This is a genomic window from Methylobacterium sp. E-045, assembly GCF_022829685.1.
Classification (GTDB): domain Bacteria; phylum Pseudomonadota; class Alphaproteobacteria; order Rhizobiales; family Beijerinckiaceae; genus Methylobacterium.
In genome coordinates this window covers 15,671-33,326 of sequence record NZ_JAKSYE010000096.1, presented here as the reverse complement: position 1 = coordinate 33,326, position 17,656 = coordinate 15,671, and the positions used below count along the sequence as shown (strand labels likewise).

The window sequence follows — 17,656 nt, the reverse complement described above, 5'->3', positions numbered from 1 at the left end:
CAGTCCGACGGGCTCGGTATCGGCGGGACGCGGTGAAGCGCGCCTTCAGGCGCCGGCCAGACGAAAGCTGGCCTGACGCCGGTCCGCCACGCCGCGACGCCGCTCGACGAGCCGGGTCTGGTTGCGGCCGTTGGCCTTGGCCTCGTAGAGCGCGGCGTCCGCGAGACTGTACAGGTCCGACGGCGTGAGGGGGTCGGCTCCGGGCGCGCCCATGGTCGCGACGCCGATGCTCACCGTGACCGATCCGGCCTCGATCTGCGCCGATTCCACCGACAGGAGCGCCACCCTGGCATGCACCCGCTCCGCGATGCGCAGGGCCGCCGCCTCGTCGCCGTCCTGGATCAGGATCGCGAATTCCTCGCCGCCCACCCGGCAGACGATGTCGGCGGGACGGTGGACGCTGCCCAGCAGGCACTGGGCGAGGCCGCGCAGCACGTCGTCACCCACCGCATGCCCGTAGAGGTCGTTGTAGCGCTTGAAGTGATCGGCATCGATGACCAGCAGCGCGAAGGGACGGGCCGCATCGCTCCGCAGGGCGGTCAGGGCCTCCTCGAACCGGCGGCGGTTCGGCAGGCCGGTCAACGCATCGGTGAGCGACTGCCGGGCGAGTTTGACCTGCATCGCGCTGCGCCGCGCCAACTCCCGTCCGAACAGCAGCGAGAGGCAGATGGTCAGGCCGCAAAGGGCGACCACGATGGCGGTGATGACGATGGCTTTCGCGCGCCATTCGGCCTCTATGTCCTCAACGGCCACGGCGACGTTGAGGATCAGCGGCAGGGCCCCGACCTGCGTGAAGGCATAGTGCCGCTCCACCGCGTCGAGGCTCGAGGTTCCGACGAAGCTGCCGCTGCCCTCGCTGAGGAACCGCTTGAAATTGGGCGCTCCGGCAACGTTCACCCCGCCATCGCCGCCCTGGCTCGGGTAGCGCATGATGCGCGTACCATCGTGCAGGAACAGGTTGATCGCGCCATCGCGTCCGAGGCCGATGCGGTCGAACAGCCGCATGAAGTACGACAGTTTCAGGGTACCCAGGACCACCCCGCCGAACGACCCGTCCGGCTTGTCGACGCGTCGGCTCAGCACCATGACGCGTGCGCCCGTCAGGCGCGACATCACCGGCTGGCTGATGAGAAGGCCTCGGCCGCCCTGGGCCTTGTGGGCCTGGAAATAGTCGCGGTCGAAATTGTTGGTGTGGCGCGCCGGAATGGCATGGCCGTCGAGGATGCTGTCGCCCCGCTCGTCGAGGACGAGGATCACACCCATGTCCTGGGCCGAGATCGCCCGATCGAACAGGATCAACTGGCGCAGGTCCGGCGACAGATGGTTGATCGCGGGGAGTTTCAGGTTCTCGGTGACGCCCTGCAGCGACAGATCGATGATCTCGATGTTGCGGGCGATGTCGCGTTCGATGACTTGGAGGAGGTTCCGCGAGGTCTGTTCGGCCTTCTCCCAGGCGTCTCGTCTCAGGTCGAGCAGCATCATGGCCGACACCGCGAGCATGCCGACCGGCGCCAGGATTCCGAACACGATCCAGGTGCGAGCCGAGCGGACCCTGCGAGCGAGTGGACGCAGCAGGACCATCCGTACCCCCTCCCAAGTCACCCCAAGGTGCCTGGTTCCGACCATGTTACCCGCCTTTCCAGCCGGGCAAAGCGTCCCACCGATTCTGTGGGGCGCGTCTTAACGCACGGTTAAACGCTTCGACGCGCAACCAGAGGTGGAGGCAGAGCCTCCCGCCTCCGCGCTGTTTCAATCGTCCATCTTCAACGCGGCGATGAATGCCTCCTGCGGGATCTCCACACGCCCGAACTGGCGCATCTTCTTCTTGCCTTCCTTCTGCTTGTCGAGGAGCTTGCGCTTGCGCGAGATGTCGCCGCCGTAGCACTTGGCGGTCACGTCCTTGGAGAGGGCCTTGATGGTCTCGCGGGCGATGATCTTGCCCCCCAGAGCCGCCTGGACCGGGATCTGGAACAGGTGGCGCGGGATCAGGTCCTTCAGCTTCTCGCACATGGCCCGGCCGCGATGCTCGGCGCGGCTGCGGTGGACCAGCATCGAGAGGGCGTCCACCGGCTCGGCGTTGACGAGGATCGACATCTTCACCAGATCCCCCTCGCGGTAGTCGGAGATGTGGTAGTCGAACGAGGCGTAGCCCTTCGAGATCGATTTCAGGCGGTCGTAGAAGTCGAACACCACCTCGTTGAGCGGCAGGTCATAGACGACCATGGCACGTTTTCCCACGTAGTTGAGGTCGACCTGGGTGCCGCGCCGGTCCTGGCAGAGCTTCAGCACGCCGCCGAGGTAGTCGTCGGGCGTGAGGATCGTGGCGCGGATCCACGGCTCCTCGATCGCGGTGATCTTCATCACGTCCGGCATGTCGGCCGGGTTGTGCAGCTCCTTCGTCGTGCCGTCGGTCATCTGGAGGTGGTAGACAACGGAGGGCGCCGTCGAGATCAGGTCGAGGTTGAACTCGCGCTCCAGGCGCTCCTGGATGATCTCGAGGTGCAGGAGCCCGAGGAAGCCGCAGCGGAAACCGAAGCCGAGGGCGGCCGACGTCTCCATCTCGTAGGAGAACGAGGCGTCGTTCAGGCGCAGCTTGCTCATGGCGCTGCGCAGGGTCTCGAACTCGGCGGCATCCACCGGGAACAGCCCGCAAAACACGACCGACTGCACGTCCTTGAAGCCCGGCAGCATCTCCTTGCAGGGGCGCTTGTCTTCCGTGAGCGTGTCGCCGACGCGGGTGTCGGCGACCTCCTTGATCGAGCCGGTGAAGAAGCCGACCTCGCCGGGGCCGAGTTCGCCGATATCGGCCATCTTCGGCCGGAACACGCCGATCTTGTCGACGCCGTGCACCGCGTCGGCCCGCATCATGCGGATGTTCATGCCCTTCTTGAGCACGCCGTCGACGATGCGCACCAGCACGACGACGCCGAGATAGACGTCGTACCAGCTGTCCACCAGAAGCGCCTTCAGGGGCGCGTCGCGGTCGCCCTTCGGCGGCGGCAGTCGGGTGACGATCGCCTCCAGCACCGCCTCGATGTTGAGGCCGCTTTTCGCCGAGATCGCCACGGCTTCCGAGGCGTCGATGCCGATCACCTCCTCGATCTGGGCGCGGATACGCTCGGGCTCGGCGGCCGGCAGGTCGATCTTGTTGAGGACGGGGACGATCTCGTGGTTGGCGTCCAGCGCCTGGTAGACGTTGGCGAGCGTCTGCGCCTCGACGCCCTGGCTCGCATCGACCACCAGCAGCGAGCCCTCGCAGGCGGCGAGGCTCCGAGACACCTCGTAGGCGAAGTCCACGTGGCCGGGCGTGTCCATCAGGTTGAGGATGTAGTCCTTGCCGTCCTCGGCCCGGTATTCGAGGCGCACGGTCTGCGCCTTGATGGTGATACCGCGCTCCTTCTCGATATCCATGGAGTCGAGCATCTGCTCGCTCATGTCGCGAAGCGCCACCGTGCCGGTGGTCTGGATCAGCCGGTCGGCCAGCGTCGACTTGCCATGGTCGATATGCGCGACGATGGAGAAATTGCGGATGTTGTCGATGGGGACGGTGGTCATCGAGGGGTCTGTCTCCGGCGCGGTCGCGGTCCGTCGGCGTAAGGACGGGCCCGGCGCACGGCTTTTCGGTGTGTGGACGCGCGTCGGGAGATAGCAGTGCGGCACCGGCACGCCAAGCGGAGCCGCGTCCGCACGTGGTCGCGCCCCTCGGTTCCGGGCGCGACGCGGGTCTCAGAGCAGCCGACAGTGAGCAGACCTCATCGTCATCTGGTAGAGACGACGTCCCGTAAGGCGACACGCTCGGTCTCTGCCGGCGTCCCCTCGGTTGGCGGCGGCATAGCAAGGCCACGGCGCCCATGCCCCCGCCGGACGGCCAACAGGGCCTCGCCCATTTCATGCAATGCCTCCTCGCGGGTCGCCCCCCAGGCGATCGCTTCCGCTACGGCAGAGCAAGAGGCGTGGAGCGAGCCGTCTTCCTCTCGCCGAAGCGCGACCGAATAGATCCGTTCGCCCGTCATCGCGCCAGCTCGCCCGCGCCCCTCGCCAGGGCCTCGTGCATCCGCGTCTGCCAGCCGGCGCCCGTCGCCTTGTAGGCGTCGAGCACGGCGGGATCGACGCGGAGCGTCAGGTTCACCTTGGGGGACTCGACGGGCGGTCGGCCGCGCCCGCGCCTCGTCATGAGTTTGTAGATCTCCGGCGCGCCCTCCTTGAGAGGCTTGAGTTCGGCGAGCTCGGCATCGGTAGCCTCCGGGGTGTCGGACACTTCGTCCCAGTCCTCCTGGGAGAAGCTGACGCCTTCAGGCTTGCGATTGGTGGTCGTCATAGATCTTCCTTTCCTTCGCGATGGCGGGGCGGATGCTGACGATATCGAGAGCCTCGGTCCCGAGGGGCGAAACGATGACGGCGACAACGAGGGCGCCATTCCATTCGCCGATCAGCATGTGACGGAGGCGCCCGGTGCGACTGGGGCGGGTCGGGAGGATCATAGCCGCCTCCGCATCGAACGAAGCATCGAAGTCGGCGAAATCCAGTCCGTGCTTGAGCAGGTTGGCCTCGCGCTTATGCTCGTCCCAGGTCACGGTCATGCGATGATAGGTATGAGTACATGATGAAATCGGCTAGCGATTTTTTGCTATAGCGGAAAATATCTGACACATTTTTGCAACGTGGCCCTGAAGGTCGTGGACTCCGGTCCTTATGAGAGGTCCGAAGGGGGGCATGCATAGGTCGATCTTCGCGCCGAAAAACACTGTGACCGTTCCGGGGCCGCCGGCCCCGTCCGTTTTCCACGATCCCTCGGGCGTGATGAGGGCATCGAATGGACAGTCCGTTGCGTCGCGTTTCGCCGCGCCCTTGTAGGGACCCATCAGCGTCTTCGTCGTGGCGGCCGAGGTGGACGCTCCAAGAAGTCTTGTCTCGACCCGAAGGGCGAACCGCCCATTCGCCACCGCGCGGACGGGGCGCTTTCGCTTTCCGAATGCCTTACAAAACTCCCGGTCCCAGTCGGTTCTCGTTCAGATCACGACGGCGCAGCGGTAGGTGAGTGAGAGACACTCACAACAGGGCCACCGTCTGCCGGATTTCCGGCTGGGTCGGCCCCATGACCTCGTGGACCATGCGATTCATCAGGTCGCGGGCGACGTGGCAGCGCCGGCGCACGGCCTCCCGTTCGATACCGTCGGGAATGGCCGCGAGGGTCCGGTAGGCCTTGGCGAGGTCGCGGAAGCCGGTCCGTTCGGCCTGGGCCGCGAGTTCGTTGGCATCGGTTTCGTCCGGATCGTCGCCCGATCGTTCGACGCGACCGACGAAGGCCCGCACGGCCTCGCGGGCCGCCTCTTCGCCGATCCCGGCGACCAGGGCCTCGAAGGCCGCCCGGTCGAAGATCGGCGGCCGTTCCGGCATCGGCGCGCCCTCAAGGCTCTCGCGCAGGACGATGGTCGAGACCTGCTCGCCGACCACCCGCGACAGGGTCGGGAGATCGAACGGCTTGCCGAGATGGCCGTCGGCGCCGGCCTCCGTCAGGGCCCGGACCCGGTCCGGCAGCATGTTGGCGCTCATGGCCACGATCGGCACCCGGCGCGCCGGATGCTGCAGGGAGCGGATGCGCCGGATGGCCGTCGCCCCATCCATTCCGGGCATCGATACGTCCATGAGGACGAGGTCGTAGGCGCGGGCCTGCACCGCCAGGATGGCGGCCTCTCCGCCGGCGACCATGTCGACGCCGTAGCCCAGGCGCTTCAGCATCGCCTGAACGACCTCCTGGTTGATCGGGTTGTCCTCCACCACGAGGATACGGCCGGCCCCGTGCGCGTCCGGGCTCGGGGCCGGGGCGGACTGTGTCCGCACCGGAGCAGGCGCCAGGGAGAGGGAGAACCGGTAGGCCGCCGTTTCGCCCAGCGGCGTGCTCCGGTCGATGCGCCCGCCCCCCATGAGGCCGACGAGGCGCTGGGCGATGATGAAGCCGAGGCCGCTGCCGTCGAGGGAAGCGGTGGGGGATGCGTGATGCTCCGGGTCCTGGCCGGCATGGGCGGTGACGGAGACGCGCCAGCGCTCGACGGGCTCGCCGGCGCGCGGCCCCTTCAGCGCGAGGGTGACGGTGCCCCGGTGCAGGGTGCCGATGGCGTCGTTGAGCAGGTTGAGGAGGATCTGCCTCAGGCGGCGCTCGTCGCCGAGGACGTGGCGGGGACCGTCGCAGGCGACGGCCACGTCGATGGCGGAGCCCCTCGCCTCGGCCATGGGCCTCACGAGGTCGGCCGCCCCGCTCACCAGGGCGGGCAGGTCGAGGGGGAGGCTGTCGAGGCGCAGGTCGCCGGCCCCCGCCCGTGCATAGTCGAGAACGTCGTCCACCGTGCCGAGGAGCGTGTCGGTGGCCGCCCCCATGAGGGCGAGATGGCGGACCTGATCGGTGGAGAGGCCGGTCGTGCGCGTGAGGAGATCGGTGAAGCCCTTGATCGTCGTCAGCGGCGTCCGGATCTCGTGGCTCATCAGACCCATGAACTCCGATTTCGCCCGGCTCGCATTCTCGGCCTTGGCCTGGGCCAGTTCGGCGGCGTCGCGGGCCATGCGCAGCTCATCGGCCTGATCCTGCCGCTTCGTCACGTCCCGCAGGGTCGAGATCACGTTGGGCGCCCCCGGCGCGGCGGAGGTCAGGATGTCGTTGACCGCCTCGATCCAGATGTAGCGGCCATCCGCATGGCGCATCCGGAACAGGGAGACGATGCTCGGCCGGCCGGGTCCGAGGCGGGCATCCGCAGCGGAGAAGGCGGCGAGATCGTCGGGGTGGATGCGCTCGCGCGGATCGAAATCCGACCCTTCCGTGCCAAACAGCGCCATGCCCGAGGGCGAGACATAGGTGATCCGCCAATCGGCATGGCGCAGGATCACGACGTCGGTCATGGTCTCGGCGAGGAGCTTGTAATGCGCCTGGCTCGCCGCGAGTTCACGGCTGCGCTCGGCCACCCGGACTTCAAGGCTGGCATTGGCCTCCGCGATGGCGGCGTGGTGCTCGGCCGAGACGCGGGACGCCGTCACGAGCGCCCTGCCGATCTGCTCCACTTCACGGATCTCGCTGGCGGGTAGGTGGACGGGGTCGCCGCGCCCGATCGCCCCGGCGGCCCGCTTCAGGTTCCGCACCGCCTTGGCCACCTGCCGGGCATAGATCCAGGCGACGATCCCGCCGCTGCCCAGCAGCGCCACGGCGAGGAAGCCCAGAACCGCGAGCGAGCGATAGAGCGAGGCCTCGAACGCAGTCCGGTCGAGGCCCGTGACCACCGTCCAGTCGGAGAGTCCGGAGCGGTGGTGGAACTCCATGACGCTGGCCTCGGCCTTCTCCCAATCCTCCAGGCGCTGAAGCCTGGCCGGAGACGACGACGGCTCGTTCTTGGCAGGATCGGCATGGGAACGCTCGGACAGGGTCGGCGCATCGTCGGTCCGCGCGACGATGCGCTTCTTGCCATCGACGAATACGGCGGAGAACGGGGCGTCGATCTCCGCCTGTGCGATCAGGCGGACGAAGTGATCCGTGCGCACGGCGATGGAAACGAACATCTCCGGCGCGCCGCCACCGCGCAGGACCGGTGCGCAGATCAGGACGATGTCGGCCCCGGTGAGCACGCTCTTGATCACCGGAGAGATGACCGGGCGCCGGGTCGCGATCAGGGAAGCGGCGAGCTCGGGACGGGGGGAGGATGGCATGGCCGCGCCGACGGGCACGCGGGTGTTCACGATCTGGCGGCCATCGACATGGACGAGGGACACCGCGAATTCGGTGGTGTCGACGAGTGCCCGGCCCTGGGCGTCGAACCGCGCCCAGTCCTCGGCATCGATGGAGGGCGAGGTCGCCAGGGTCCTGGCCATCGCGCTCATCTCGGAGAGATCGCGGTCGAGGCGCTCGCGGAGATGATCTCCGGTGAGCTGCCCCATCGTCTGCAGACGGGCCCGCTCGGCGGTTACGTACCAGTCGGTGGTGACGACGGCGAGCACCACGAGGGGAACCGCGATGGCGAGGGCGAGGACCATCATGGCCGCCACCGCCGAGTGTTGCCTCCGCTCTCCGCGCCTGCGCACCGCTCTCGACCCCGTGGGATGGGCGCTCCGATGGGACGCCGCCTCGCTCCTCCTAAGCAGGGATTCTCCGACTGGCCAAGGGATTGTGAGTTCGTTCGGGGTTCACGGATTCGACGGCTTTACGGATACGGCGCCCGTCGCCTCCGTTGCGCGCATCCCGGCCCACCTCGTCGATCCAGCCCATACGAAGCATGAGAGGACAAGCCCGACACCGCGAAGGTCCGACGCAAATCGAGGGACGCAGTCCGCGACGGCACGGGCGTCCGCTCTACTCCATCACTGCCTCGGCCACGAACTTCGCATGACCCTTCGCTCGCAGGTCGCAGGCGGGGCAGGTGCCGCAGCCGTAGCCCCAGGCGTGGCGTTCCCCGCGTGTCCCGAGGTAGCAGGTGTGGGTGTCCTCGACGATGAGGTCCACCAGGGGCTGGCCGCCGAGGTCCTTGGCCATCTTCCAGGTCTGCGCCTTGTCGATCCACATGAGGGGCGTGTGGAGGACGAAGCGGCGGTCCATGCCGAGGTTCAGGGCCACCTGGAGCGCCTTGATCGTGTCGTCGCGGCAATCGGGATAACCGGAATAATCCGTCTCGCACATGCCGCCGACGATGTGGCCCAGCGATCGCCGGTAGGCCAGGGCCGCGGCGAAGGTCAGGAAGATGATGTTGCGGCCGGGCACGAAGGTGTTGGGCAGGCCGCTCGACTCGAAGGCGATCTCGGTGCTGCGGGTGAGCGCGGTCTCGGAGACCCTGCCCAAGGCATCGAGGCTGATGGTGTGGTCACGGCCCAGACGCCGGAACCAGGCCGGGTTCATGGCCGCCATCGTCTCGCGCAGGGGCGCCCGCCCGTCGAGCTCGACCCGGTGCCGCTGGTTGTAGTCGAAGCCCAGGGTCTCCACACGGGGAAAGCGCTCCAGCGCCCAGGCGAGGCAGGTCGTGGAATCCTGTCCCCCCGAGAACAGGACCAGGGCGCCGTCGTCGCTCATGGTCAGGCTTCGCCTTCGTATTCGGCCCAGGACATCGGCGTCTCCATCACCTTGACCGAGGACAGGCCGGGCAGGGCGGGCTTCGTCCGATGCCAGATCCAGGCCGCGATATGCTCGGCGGTGGGGTTCTCCAGCCCCTCGATCTCGTTGAGGCAGTAATGGTCGAGCTGAAGCAGAATCGGCGCGAAGGCGTGTTCCACGTCGAAGAAGTCCACCACCCAGCCCGTCGCCGGGTCGACGGCGCCGGAGATCGTCAGCTCGACCCGGTAGGAATGCCCGTGCATCCGGTGGCAGCGATGGGTCTCGGGCACGTTGGGCAGGCGATGCGCCGCCTCGAAGGTGAACGCTTGGGTGATCTTCATGGACGACGACTCTACAGGATCTGAACGCGACGGGGTGGCCGGATGAGGCTCATGGAATGCCGATGATCTTGTGGGTCTGCAGCGACAGCCGCCAGCGCGCGTCGCGGCGGCAATACTCCACCGCCGCCCGGGTATGGGCAAGGCGGTCGGGTCCGTCCATGGGCTGGAGCCAGTGGTGGCGGAAGTCGAGGGCGGCGAAGCGCTCGGGGAGGGCCTCGTCCTGCGGGTAGACCAGTTTCAGCTCGTGTCCGGTGGTCTGGACCAGGGCGTTGCCCGCCTTCGGACTCACGCAGATCCAGTCGATCCCCTCGGGGGCCGCCAGGGTGCCGTTGGTCTCCACCGCGATCTCGAAGCCGCGCGCATGCATCGCCGCGATCAGGGCGGGATCGAGCTGGAGCAGCGGCTCGCCGCCGGTGAAGACCACATAATGGTGAGACGCGCCGCCCTCCCAGGTGGCGGCGATGGCATCGGCCAGAGCCTCGGGCGTCGGAAAGCGCCCGCCGCCCTCCCCATCCATGCCGATGAAGTCCGTGTCGCAGAAGGTGCAGGCGGCCGTGGCGCGGTCCTCCTCGCGGCCGGACCAGAGATTGCAGCCGGCAAACCGGCAGAACACCGCGGCCCGGCCCGCCTGGGCCCCCTCGCCCTGGAGGGTATGGAACAGTTCCTTGACCGCGTAGCCCATTGCTCTCTCAGCCGATCTCCCCGGAAGGCCCCCGTCCCGCGATGGGAACGGCCCGCCTCCAACATCGCGACGCGATGTGAAGCCCATAGACGCCTCCCCGCGCCGAGGCCATGGGGCAGAGCCCAACGCAACCATGCGCGCGCGGCAACGGCCGTCATCCGCTCGCGGCATGTCCGGTTCTGTCCGCCCAGACGGGCCTGTGCATTGCACCAATCGTTCGGTCGCATCGCCATGCTCTCGCCACGGAGACGGCGTTGATGGGCATTTGCGCCGAGCCTTCTCGTAGGAATGGCCGAAGGCTGGCGTCCCTCGCCAAAGCTCGGCCGGTGCGCTATTTTTCTTCGGACGGACCGGCCGTGATGGTGTCGGGGCGTTCCCTTTCGAGACGGGCCTGATGTCGAACCGATTGTTGCGCCGCCTCGTCCTGGGTCTCGCCACGGCCGCGGGATTGCTCGGAGCGGGTGCGGCCGGCGCGGTGACGGCGCCGGTCCTCGTGGTCGAGGTCGATTCCGGCAAGGTCATCTACGCACAGGGTGCCACCGACCCGTGGTTCCCCGCCTCCATCACCAAGCTGATGACCACCTACGTCGCCCTCGACATGGTGCGGCAGGGCAAGGTCTCCCTCGACTCGCTCATCACCATCTCGCCCGCCGCAGCGGCCGAGCCGCCCTCGAAGATGGGGTTCCGGCCGGGCACGCAGCTGACCCTCGACAATGCCCTGAAGATCATCATGGTCAAGTCGGCCAACGACGTCGCCTGGGCGATCGGCGAGAATCTCGGCGGCTCCATCGAGGGTTTCGCCGCCCTCATGAACGAGACCGCCGCCCGGATCGGCATGCGCGAGAGCCGCTGGACCAATCCCAACGGCCTTCCGGACGCCCGGCAATGGACCTCGGCGCGCGACATGGCGGTGCTTGGCCGGGCGCTGATCCGCGACTTTCCCGACAACCGCGCCCTGTTCTCGATCAGCGCGATCCAGTTCGGCAAGTCGATCATGGCCAACCATAACGGCCTGCTCGGCCGCTATGCCGGGGCCGACGGCATGAAGACCGGCTTCATCTGTTCGGGCGGTTTCAACGTGGTGGCCAGCGCCACCCGCAATGGCCGCCGCCTCATCACCATCATCATGGGCCAGCCGAGCGCCCGCGAGCGCGACCTCAAGGCATCGGACCTGTTCGATTACGGCTTTGCCCAATCGGCGGGATGGACGGCGCCGACCATCGATTCACTGCCCGCTTCCGCCCTCTCCGAGCCGCCGGACCTGCGTCCCTATATCTGCGACAAGCGCAAGGCCTTGCCGGTCGACGAGGGGCCGGGCCCCATCGCCTCGCAGGCCGGCAGCGAGAACGCCTCGATCCTGGCCGCCGCCGCGCCCGTGGGCTCAGCCCTCGCCTTCGCCACCCTCAACAACGGCTCCCTGAAGGGCCGTGCCCTGCCGCCGCGCGCGCCCCTGCAGCCGATCCTGGTCTGGATCGGCCGCGATCCGGCCGAGGGTGCCATCGCCCTGAACGAGCAGGCCGAAGCCGAAAAGGCGGAGCGTGCCGCCAAGGTCGCGGAGGCCCGCAAGACGAAACTCGATGCCGCGAACGCCAAGCGCGAGGCGTCGAGGCTCGCCAAGCCGGCAGCGAACGGCAAGGGCGCCGTGCCCGCCACCGCCAGCGCCTATGCTCCGGTGGAGACGACGCCTGTGATCGCGGGGCGCGCGCGATCCAACGCCAAGGTTGAGGCCGGCAAGAAGCCCGCTGCGAAAGCCGCGACGAAGCCGGCCCACAAGGTTCCGGAAAAGCCGGCGGCGAAGGCTGCCGACAAGACCGTCACCAAGTCGTCCGCGGCCAAGCCTGCTGCGAAGCCTGTGAAGAGCGCCGCCAAGGCATCCGGCGCCAGCAAGACCTCTGCTGCTCGATCCGCCGAGGATTGAGCCGGCGGCGTCGGCGAGGTAGGCCGGTTCCATGGCCCATCCCTCACCGCCCACGTCTCCGAACGACGATCCCCGCCGTCCCGAACCCATCCCGCTGACGGTCCTCACGGGCTTCCTCGGGGCCGGCAAGACCACGCTCCTCAACCGGATGCTGCGCGATCCGGCCCTTTCGGACACCGTGGTCATCGTCAACGAGTTCGGCGAGATCGGCCTCGACCACCTGCTGATCGAGACGGTGGACGAGGACATGATCCTGCTCGGCGCCGGGTGCCTGTGCTGCACCGTGCGCGGCGACCTCATCGCCACCCTCGAAGATCTGCTGCGCAAGCGCGACAACGGCCGCATCACGCCGTTCCGCCGGGTCGTCATCGAGACGACGGGCCTCGCCGATCCGGCCCCGATCCTCCACGCGCTGATCTACCACCCCTACCTCGCCCTGCGGTACCGGCTGCAGGCCGTCGTCACCGTGGTGGACGCGGTCAACGGCGCGTCCACCCTCGACGCTCATCCCGAGGCCCTGCGCCAGGCCGCCGTGGCCGACAGGATCGTGCTGGCGAAGGAGGATCTCGTCGACACCGGCAGTGACGTCCTGCGCGCCCGCCTCCGGACCCTCAATCCCACGACGCCGATCCATGGTCCCGACGTGGCGCCGTCCGAGCTTCTCGGCGGGTTCTTCGGCCTGGACGGCAAGAGCGAGGATGTCCGCGCCTGGCTCGGCGCCGGGGCCTTCCCGGACCACGATCATCATCACGGCCATCACCATCACGACGTGAACCGGCACGATGCCGCGATCCGGGCCTTCACCCTGATCAGTGACGCGCCGGTGAAGCGCGCCGCCTTCGAGATGTTCCTCGATCTCCTGCGGTCCGGGCACGGCCCGAAGCTCCTGCGCCTGAAGGGGCTGGTGGCGCTCGCCGACGAACCGGATCGTCCCGTGGTGGTCCACGGCGTCCAGCACGTGATCCATATGCCGGTCCAACTCGCCGCATGGCCCGACGACGATCACCGCTCGCGCCTCGTCCTGATCGTGCGGGATCTCGATCCGGCCTTCGTCACCGGCCTGTGGGACGCCTTCCTGGGGCGTCCGAGGATCGATGCGCCCGACGCTGCAGCGCTGACAGTCAATCCGCTGGCGATTCCCGGGGGCTAGTTCACCGGTCGTCCCGGCGGAAACCGTCCTGTTTCGGGAAAAGATGGGCGGCATTCATTTTGTTTCTATATACCACGCTTGGCCGCAATGCGGAGAGCTATGTCTCATTATGGGACAAGTCGGTAGCGGGATCACCGAATGAGACAGGGCCTGAGCATCATCGAGGGCGGCCGGTTCGTGGAAGCGGGTCGGATCGGGACGGATATCGACGCCGATGAGTGTCGCATCGTTCTGCGGCGGCCGAATCTGGTGGAGCCGGTGGAGGTCGAGGCATGGCGTGCGCTCCTCACCCGTATCCGCTGGCCGGCACCGATCTATGCCGACCCCGACTACCTGCTCACTGCCGCCGTGCACCAGTCCGGCGGCCGCGATCTCGTCTTCGCCTTCGCCTGGAGCGGGCAGGGCGAACGCGCGCGCCTGCGTGGCGTCATTCCCCTCTCCATGCCGCACGGCCTGTGGGGCAACGGCCGGGCACAGGGCTGGTACCCGCCCGGTCCGGTGGTCGCGCCGACCATCGAGCCGGGGTTCCTCGATGAGGTCGAAGCGGCGTTGCGGGCGGCGGTCAAGGCGGTCCACCCCCGCTCGACGCTGATCATGATACCGCCCCCCGTCGTGCCCGCACCGGAGGAGACGGTCCTTCTTACGGATGCGTCCGATGCCCATGTCGTGCCGGCGCGGGATCGCGTGGGCGTACGGCTGGCCGGGCCGTGGACCCGCGACGGCGTCGAGATCGAGCGCATCACCGAGCCCTTGAGCATCCGCGATGCCGTCGAGACCTATCTTTCGTTCGATGCGCAGGTGTCCGGAAACCCGATCGTGCGGGATCCGTCCGCCTCGTCCATGGTCAGGGTGGTGACGCGGCGCTTCGCCCAGAGACGCCAGACCAGCGTCGACTTCGCGCGCAAGGACGGTGTCATCGTCGCCGCGGTCCTGCGCCTGGGCGCCGGTCCGGGCTCGATCGTGTGGCGGCAGGCCGAGACGCGGGCGGCCTGACCACCCCATAGGCCCGAGATATCAGAGGCCGGACCGGCCTATTCGTCCTCGCCGAACTTGTTGGCGAGGAGGTCGGCGATGGCTTGGAGGCAGGCTTCGGCATCGCTGCCAGAGGCCACCACGGCGATGGAGGTGCCCTGCGCCGCGCCGAGGGTGAGCAAGCCCATGATCGAGCGTCCGCCCACGGTCTCGCCCGAGCGCGTCACGGTCACCGCAGCCTCGAACCTCTCTACCGTCTGAACGAACTTGGCCGAGGCCCGCGCGTGGAGGCCGCGCCGGTTGATGATCGGAAGGATCCGGAGGTGGCCGCCCTCCGGGACCGTGATCTCGGGCTCGGCATCGTCGTCGTCGTAAGCGTCGCTCATGGGCCTGTGCCGTCCCTGTCCCGTCCCCGTGGCCGGTCCGCCAGCGGTCAGCCCGAGGCGCCCCACCCGATCCTCGTCCAGTGATGGCACGGCAGGGCCGGGACTACGCCGCGCGAAATCGCCACGCTTGCCTGATAAGCCGACAGAGGATGTTTGGGAAAGTCCGTTCGTCTCGCGGAAGTGTTATTTGCCTGCGAGGACGCGGGAGGCGACGTTGATATACTTCCGGCCCGCCTCCTGGGCATGGAGCACGGCATCCCCCAGGGGCTCGGCATCGCGCACGCTGGCGAGCTTGATCAGCATCGGAAGGTTGATTCCGGCCACCACCTCGACGGTCCCGCCATTCATGCAGGACAAGGCGAGATTGGACGGCGTGCCGCCGAACATGTCGGTGAGCACGACGACGCCCTTGCCGGTATCGACCCGGTCCACGGCGGACACGATGTCGAGCCTGCGCAGCTCCATATCGTCCTCGGGGCCGATCGTGATCGTCTCGATCTGCTTTTGCGGACCGACCACGTGTTCAAGAGCAGCCTTGAACTCTGTGGCGAGCAGCCCGTGGGTGACCAGCACCATTCCAATCATAGACGCGTGTTCCGACACCCAGTGGGAGCCGCCATTTTGTGCAGCGCAAGGTCGGGCGCAAGACGAGAGTGACGTCTTGCGTCTCCTAGCCCCAGGATCATGTCATGTGGGTCGGCGCCACGCTATATGGGAGAGCCGAATTCGCATGAGACGGTGCGGAGGTGCGTCCGTGGGGCAACGCTCGCCCTCCGGATCAGAGCATCGCGCACGAGACCCGGCGCCAATGCGCGGTCGCGGATGCTGCGGTCCAGCATGATCCGGCGAATCGCGACGCCGAGGAGCTCCACCGAATCCATGGGTGTGTCGGGCAGTCGCGGCAGCGTCCCGACGAGATCGACCACGAGGCGGATGACCGCCGCATCGGCCAGCGGGGATGCCTCTACGAGCCCCATGCCCCGGATCTCGACGAGGCCGCGAAGGGCGGGGTGGCCGCGAGCGACGATGCGTCCGTGATGGAGGGTGAGCCCGATACGGTCGTCGCCCACCAGCGCGCCGTATTCGCCCTCCTGCCGCGCCCGGTCGAGGAGAGCGAGGGCGAGGGACGATTTGCCGGCGCCGGATTCGCCCCTGACGAGGAGTCCCGCCTCTCCGAGGACGAGGCAGGTGGCGTGGACCGTGACGGCCGGCGCGGGAAGGGGCCGGTTCACGGGCCGGCGCGCCTAGCGGGAGGCCGCTGGGAGACGCACGACGAACCGCGCGCCACGCACCGTCGCTTCCCCGTTCTCGTCGGCGGGTCCGGGGCGGTTCGCGGCCCTGATCGTGCCGCGGTGGGCCTGGATGATCTGGCGCGAGATCGACAGGCCGAGGCCCGAATTCTGGCCGAATCCCTGCTCCGGCCGGTCCGTGTAGAAGCGTTCGAAGATGCGCTCCAGGGCATGTTCGGGGATGCCGGGCCCCTCGTCCTCGACGATCAGCTCGACATCGCCACGGACCCGGCGCAGGGCCACCCGCACCTTGGCGTCGGGGGGCGAGAACGAGCGGGCGTTGTCGAGGAGGTTGTTGACGACCTGCCCAAGCCGGCTGTCATGCCCGAAGATCATGAAGGGGGCCTCCACGTCGCCGGGGGGCGTGTCCACGTCGAACTGGATGAGCGCGTCCTTCGGGCGCCGGCGCTCGTTGGCGACGGAGACCACTGTCGTCATCAGCTTGTGCAGGTCCACCTTGCGCGCTTCGGCGCGGGCGAGTTCCGCATCGAGGCGCGACGCGTCGGAAATGTCGCTGATGAGGCGGTCGAGACGCTTCACGTCGTGCTGGATGATGGCGAGCAGGCGCGACCGGGAATCGTCGGACTTGGCCAGGGGCAGCGTCTCCACCGCACTGCGCAGGGAGGTGAGAGGGTTCTTCAGCTCGTGGCTGACATCGGCGGCGAAGCTCTCGATGGCGTCGATGCGCCGGTAGAGGGCCTGGGTCATGTCGCGCAGGGCGCCGGACAGATGGCCGATCTCGTCGGTCCTGCCGGTGAAATCGGGGATCTCCTCCCGCGACTTGATGCCGAGGCGGACCTTCTCGGCGGCATCGGCGAGGCGGCGGACCGGCCCGGCGATGGCCCCCGCCAGCAGGATCGACAGGACCAGCATGACGGAGGCGGCGATGAGGAAGACCTGGAGCAGGCCGAACCGCTCCGAGGCGATGACCCGGTCGATGTCGCCCCCTTGGGTCGAAAGCATCAGCGCGCCGCGCACCGCCCCCGAGCGCAGGATCGGGACCGCCACGGAGACGTTCGTCTCTCCCGCCTCGTTGCGGCGGACCACGGTACCGCGGGCGCCGCCGAGGGCGACCTGGACCTCCTTCAGGCTATGGCCGCTCGCCGGACCGACCTCCTCCGGAACCGGTGTCCGGGCGGTGCCGAACAGCTTGGCCTGGACGAACTCCCAGGCCTGTTCGAGGAAGTTGCGCTTGCTCCGCACGACGATGCCGTCGCTGCGGCCCATCTCGCCACGGGCGGAGAGCGTGCGGGTGTCGAACAGCAGGCCGCCATCCTGATCGTAGACCCGCGCGCGGTTTCCGGTGGGCGTGATGAGGCGGCGCAGGAGCGGCGCCACCCGCTCGGGATTGAGGGAAAAGGTGAGCGGAGAGGGGGTATCGTCCCCCGCGCCGCCTTCTCCGGCCTGAAGCTGGAGCAGCTTGTCGGGGTCGATGCGGATCGCATCGGTATCCACCGACGCCGAGGACGAGATCGCCCCGGCGATGATCTCGCCCTGGATCAGCAGGCTCTGCACCCGCGCCTGGATCAGCCCCTGCCGGAACTGGTTCAGGTAGAGGAAGCCGAACAGCAGGGCGATGAGCCCGACGAGGTTGAGGACGACGATCCGGCGCGTCAGGCTCGACGAGGCGCGCTGGCCGATGCCGCGCCAGATCGTGCTCGGCAGGGCCAGGAGGCCGCGTTGCGGGGCGTCGGCTTGGTCTTGGGAATCCACGATCGTCCGAGGTTGGTGAGCCGGCCCGGAAAGGGCGCCATCGTTGCAGGAAAAGCACCGCCACGGAACGCCCGGAACTACCGCCATGCGACGCCCGAAACACCGCCACGGCTCGACGTTCGGGCGGGCGGGAGGAGCGTGGCG

At 68.2% G+C, this 17,656-nt stretch carries 15 protein-coding genes; 3 read left to right on the top strand and 12 right to left on the bottom strand.

All coding sequences use genetic code 11. The features are described from left to right. Positions 1 to 45 precede the first annotated feature (45 nt). The 8 genes from MKK51_RS18930 to queE all read right to left on the bottom strand — a co-directional run bounded on the left by MKK51_RS18930 (position 46) and on the right by queE (position 10,084). Positions 46 to 1,581: a sensor domain-containing diguanylate cyclase gene (locus tag MKK51_RS18930; RefSeq protein WP_243979659.1), complete on the bottom strand. Its 1,536-nt coding sequence runs from the start codon at positions 1,579 to 1,581 to the stop codon at positions 46 to 48. A 168-nt stretch (positions 1,582 to 1,749) separates the two neighbouring features. Then, positions 1,750 to 3,555: a translation elongation factor 4 gene (gene lepA / locus MKK51_RS18925; RefSeq protein WP_243979657.1), complete on the bottom strand. Its 1,806-nt coding sequence runs from the start codon at positions 3,553 to 3,555 to the stop codon at positions 1,750 to 1,752. 454 nt (positions 3,556 to 4,009) lie between these two features. Next, the gene (locus MKK51_RS18920; protein WP_243979649.1) at positions 4,010 to 4,318 is read right to left on the bottom strand and encodes a BrnA antitoxin family protein; all 309 of its coding nucleotides are present in this window, start codon (positions 4,316 to 4,318) and stop codon (positions 4,010 to 4,012) included. Next, entirely contained in the window at positions 4,293 to 4,580 is a 288-nt protein-coding gene (locus MKK51_RS18915; protein WP_243979647.1) for a BrnT family toxin, read from the bottom strand. Before MKK51_RS18915 ends, MKK51_RS18920 begins: the two co-directional genes overlap by 26 nt. A 469-nt stretch (positions 4,581 to 5,049) precedes the next feature. Further along, the gene (locus tag MKK51_RS18910; protein ID WP_243979645.1) at positions 5,050 to 8,016 is read right to left on the bottom strand and encodes a response regulator; all 2,967 of its coding nucleotides are present in this window, start codon (positions 8,014 to 8,016) and stop codon (positions 5,050 to 5,052) included. A gap of 313 nt (positions 8,017 to 8,329) precedes the next feature. After that, entirely contained in the window at positions 8,330 to 9,040 is a 711-nt protein-coding gene (gene queC, locus MKK51_RS18905; protein WP_243979643.1) for a 7-cyano-7-deazaguanine synthase QueC, read from the bottom strand. Positions 9,041 to 9,042: 2 nt separating this feature from the next. After that, the gene (queD, locus tag MKK51_RS18900; protein ID WP_243979641.1) at positions 9,043 to 9,402 is read right to left on the bottom strand and encodes a 6-carboxytetrahydropterin synthase QueD; all 360 of its coding nucleotides are present in this window, start codon (positions 9,400 to 9,402) and stop codon (positions 9,043 to 9,045) included. 49 nt (positions 9,403 to 9,451) lie between these two features. Beyond that, positions 9,452 to 10,084 (bottom strand): 7-carboxy-7-deazaguanine synthase, encoded by a 633-nt coding sequence (gene queE, locus MKK51_RS18895; protein ID WP_243979639.1) that lies wholly within the window; start codon positions 10,082 to 10,084, stop codon positions 9,452 to 9,454. Between the two features lie 394 nt (positions 10,085 to 10,478). Here queE and MKK51_RS18890 point away from each other — a divergent pair, with 394 nt between their 5' ends. From MKK51_RS18890 to MKK51_RS18880, 3 genes are all read left to right on the top strand, one after another. After that, a complete protein-coding gene (locus MKK51_RS18890; protein ID WP_243979637.1) occupies positions 10,479 to 12,002 on the top strand; it encodes a serine hydrolase in 1,524 nt (507 codons plus the stop codon). A 31-nt stretch (positions 12,003 to 12,033) separates the two neighbouring features. Next, positions 12,034 to 13,152, top strand: a complete 1,119-nt coding sequence (locus tag MKK51_RS18885; RefSeq protein ID WP_243979635.1) for a CobW family GTP-binding protein — start codon at positions 12,034 to 12,036, stop codon at positions 13,150 to 13,152. Between the two features lie 138 nt (positions 13,153 to 13,290). Beyond that, on the top strand, positions 13,291 to 14,145 hold the full coding sequence (locus MKK51_RS18880) for a hypothetical protein (protein WP_243979633.1): 855 nt from the start codon (positions 13,291 to 13,293) through the stop codon (positions 14,143 to 14,145). Between the two features lie 38 nt (positions 14,146 to 14,183). Here the strand turns inward: MKK51_RS18880 and MKK51_RS18875 are convergent, their stop codons facing one another. From MKK51_RS18875 to MKK51_RS18860, 4 genes are all read right to left on the bottom strand, one after another. Beyond that, positions 14,184 to 14,510 (bottom strand): HPr family phosphocarrier protein, encoded by a 327-nt coding sequence (locus MKK51_RS18875; protein WP_243979631.1) that lies wholly within the window; start codon positions 14,508 to 14,510, stop codon positions 14,184 to 14,186. A gap of 183 nt (positions 14,511 to 14,693) precedes the next feature. Beyond that, positions 14,694 to 15,095: a PTS sugar transporter subunit IIA gene (locus MKK51_RS18870; RefSeq protein ID WP_027171161.1), complete on the bottom strand. Its 402-nt coding sequence runs from the start codon at positions 15,093 to 15,095 to the stop codon at positions 14,694 to 14,696. Between the two features lie 122 nt (positions 15,096 to 15,217). Then, complete coding sequence (locus MKK51_RS18865) at positions 15,218 to 15,742, bottom strand: HPr kinase/phosphorylase (RefSeq protein WP_243979629.1); 525 nt, start codon at positions 15,740 to 15,742, stop codon at positions 15,218 to 15,220. Positions 15,743 to 15,754: 12 nt separating this feature from the next. Next, on the bottom strand, positions 15,755 to 17,512 hold the full coding sequence (locus MKK51_RS18860) for a stimulus-sensing domain-containing protein (protein ID WP_409565723.1): 1,758 nt from the start codon (positions 17,510 to 17,512) through the stop codon (positions 15,755 to 15,757). Between the last annotated feature and the right edge of the window lie 144 nt (positions 17,513 to 17,656).

Excerpts from the sequence above, each read along its gene's own strand:
- MKK51_RS18880 (WP_243979633.1), top strand. The coding sequence starts at position 13,291 with ATGAGACAGGGCCTGAGCATCATCGAGGGCGGCCGGTTCGTGGAAGCG.
- queE (WP_243979639.1), bottom strand. The coding sequence starts at position 10,084 with ATGGGCTACGCGGTCAAGGAACTGTTCCATACCCTCCAGGGCGAGGGG.
- MKK51_RS18920 (WP_243979649.1), bottom strand. The coding sequence starts at position 4,318 with ATGACGACCACCAATCGCAAGCCTGAAGGCGTCAGCTTCTCCCAGGAG.
- queC (WP_243979643.1), bottom strand. The coding sequence starts at position 9,040 with ATGAGCGACGACGGCGCCCTGGTCCTGTTCTCGGGGGGACAGGATTCC.
- MKK51_RS18915 (WP_243979647.1), bottom strand. The coding sequence starts at position 4,580 with ATGACCGTGACCTGGGACGAGCATAAGCGCGAGGCCAACCTGCTCAAG.
- MKK51_RS18930 (WP_243979659.1), bottom strand. The coding sequence starts at position 1,581 with ATGGTCCTGCTGCGTCCACTCGCTCGCAGGGTCCGCTCGGCTCGCACC.
- queD (WP_243979641.1), bottom strand. The coding sequence starts at position 9,402 with ATGAAGATCACCCAAGCGTTCACCTTCGAGGCGGCGCATCGCCTGCCC.
- MKK51_RS18885 (WP_243979635.1), top strand. The coding sequence starts at position 12,034 with ATGGCCCATCCCTCACCGCCCACGTCTCCGAACGACGATCCCCGCCGT.
- MKK51_RS18890 (WP_243979637.1), top strand. The coding sequence starts at position 10,479 with ATGTCGAACCGATTGTTGCGCCGCCTCGTCCTGGGTCTCGCCACGGCC.
- MKK51_RS18910 (WP_243979645.1), bottom strand. The coding sequence starts at position 8,016 with ATGATGGTCCTCGCCCTCGCCATCGCGGTTCCCCTCGTGGTGCTCGCC.
- MKK51_RS18875 (WP_243979631.1), bottom strand. The coding sequence starts at position 14,510 with ATGAGCGACGCTTACGACGACGACGATGCCGAGCCCGAGATCACGGTC.
- lepA (WP_243979657.1), bottom strand. The coding sequence starts at position 3,555 with ATGACCACCGTCCCCATCGACAACATCCGCAATTTCTCCATCGTCGCG.
- MKK51_RS18870 (WP_027171161.1), bottom strand. The coding sequence starts at position 15,095 with ATGATTGGAATGGTGCTGGTCACCCACGGGCTGCTCGCCACAGAGTTC.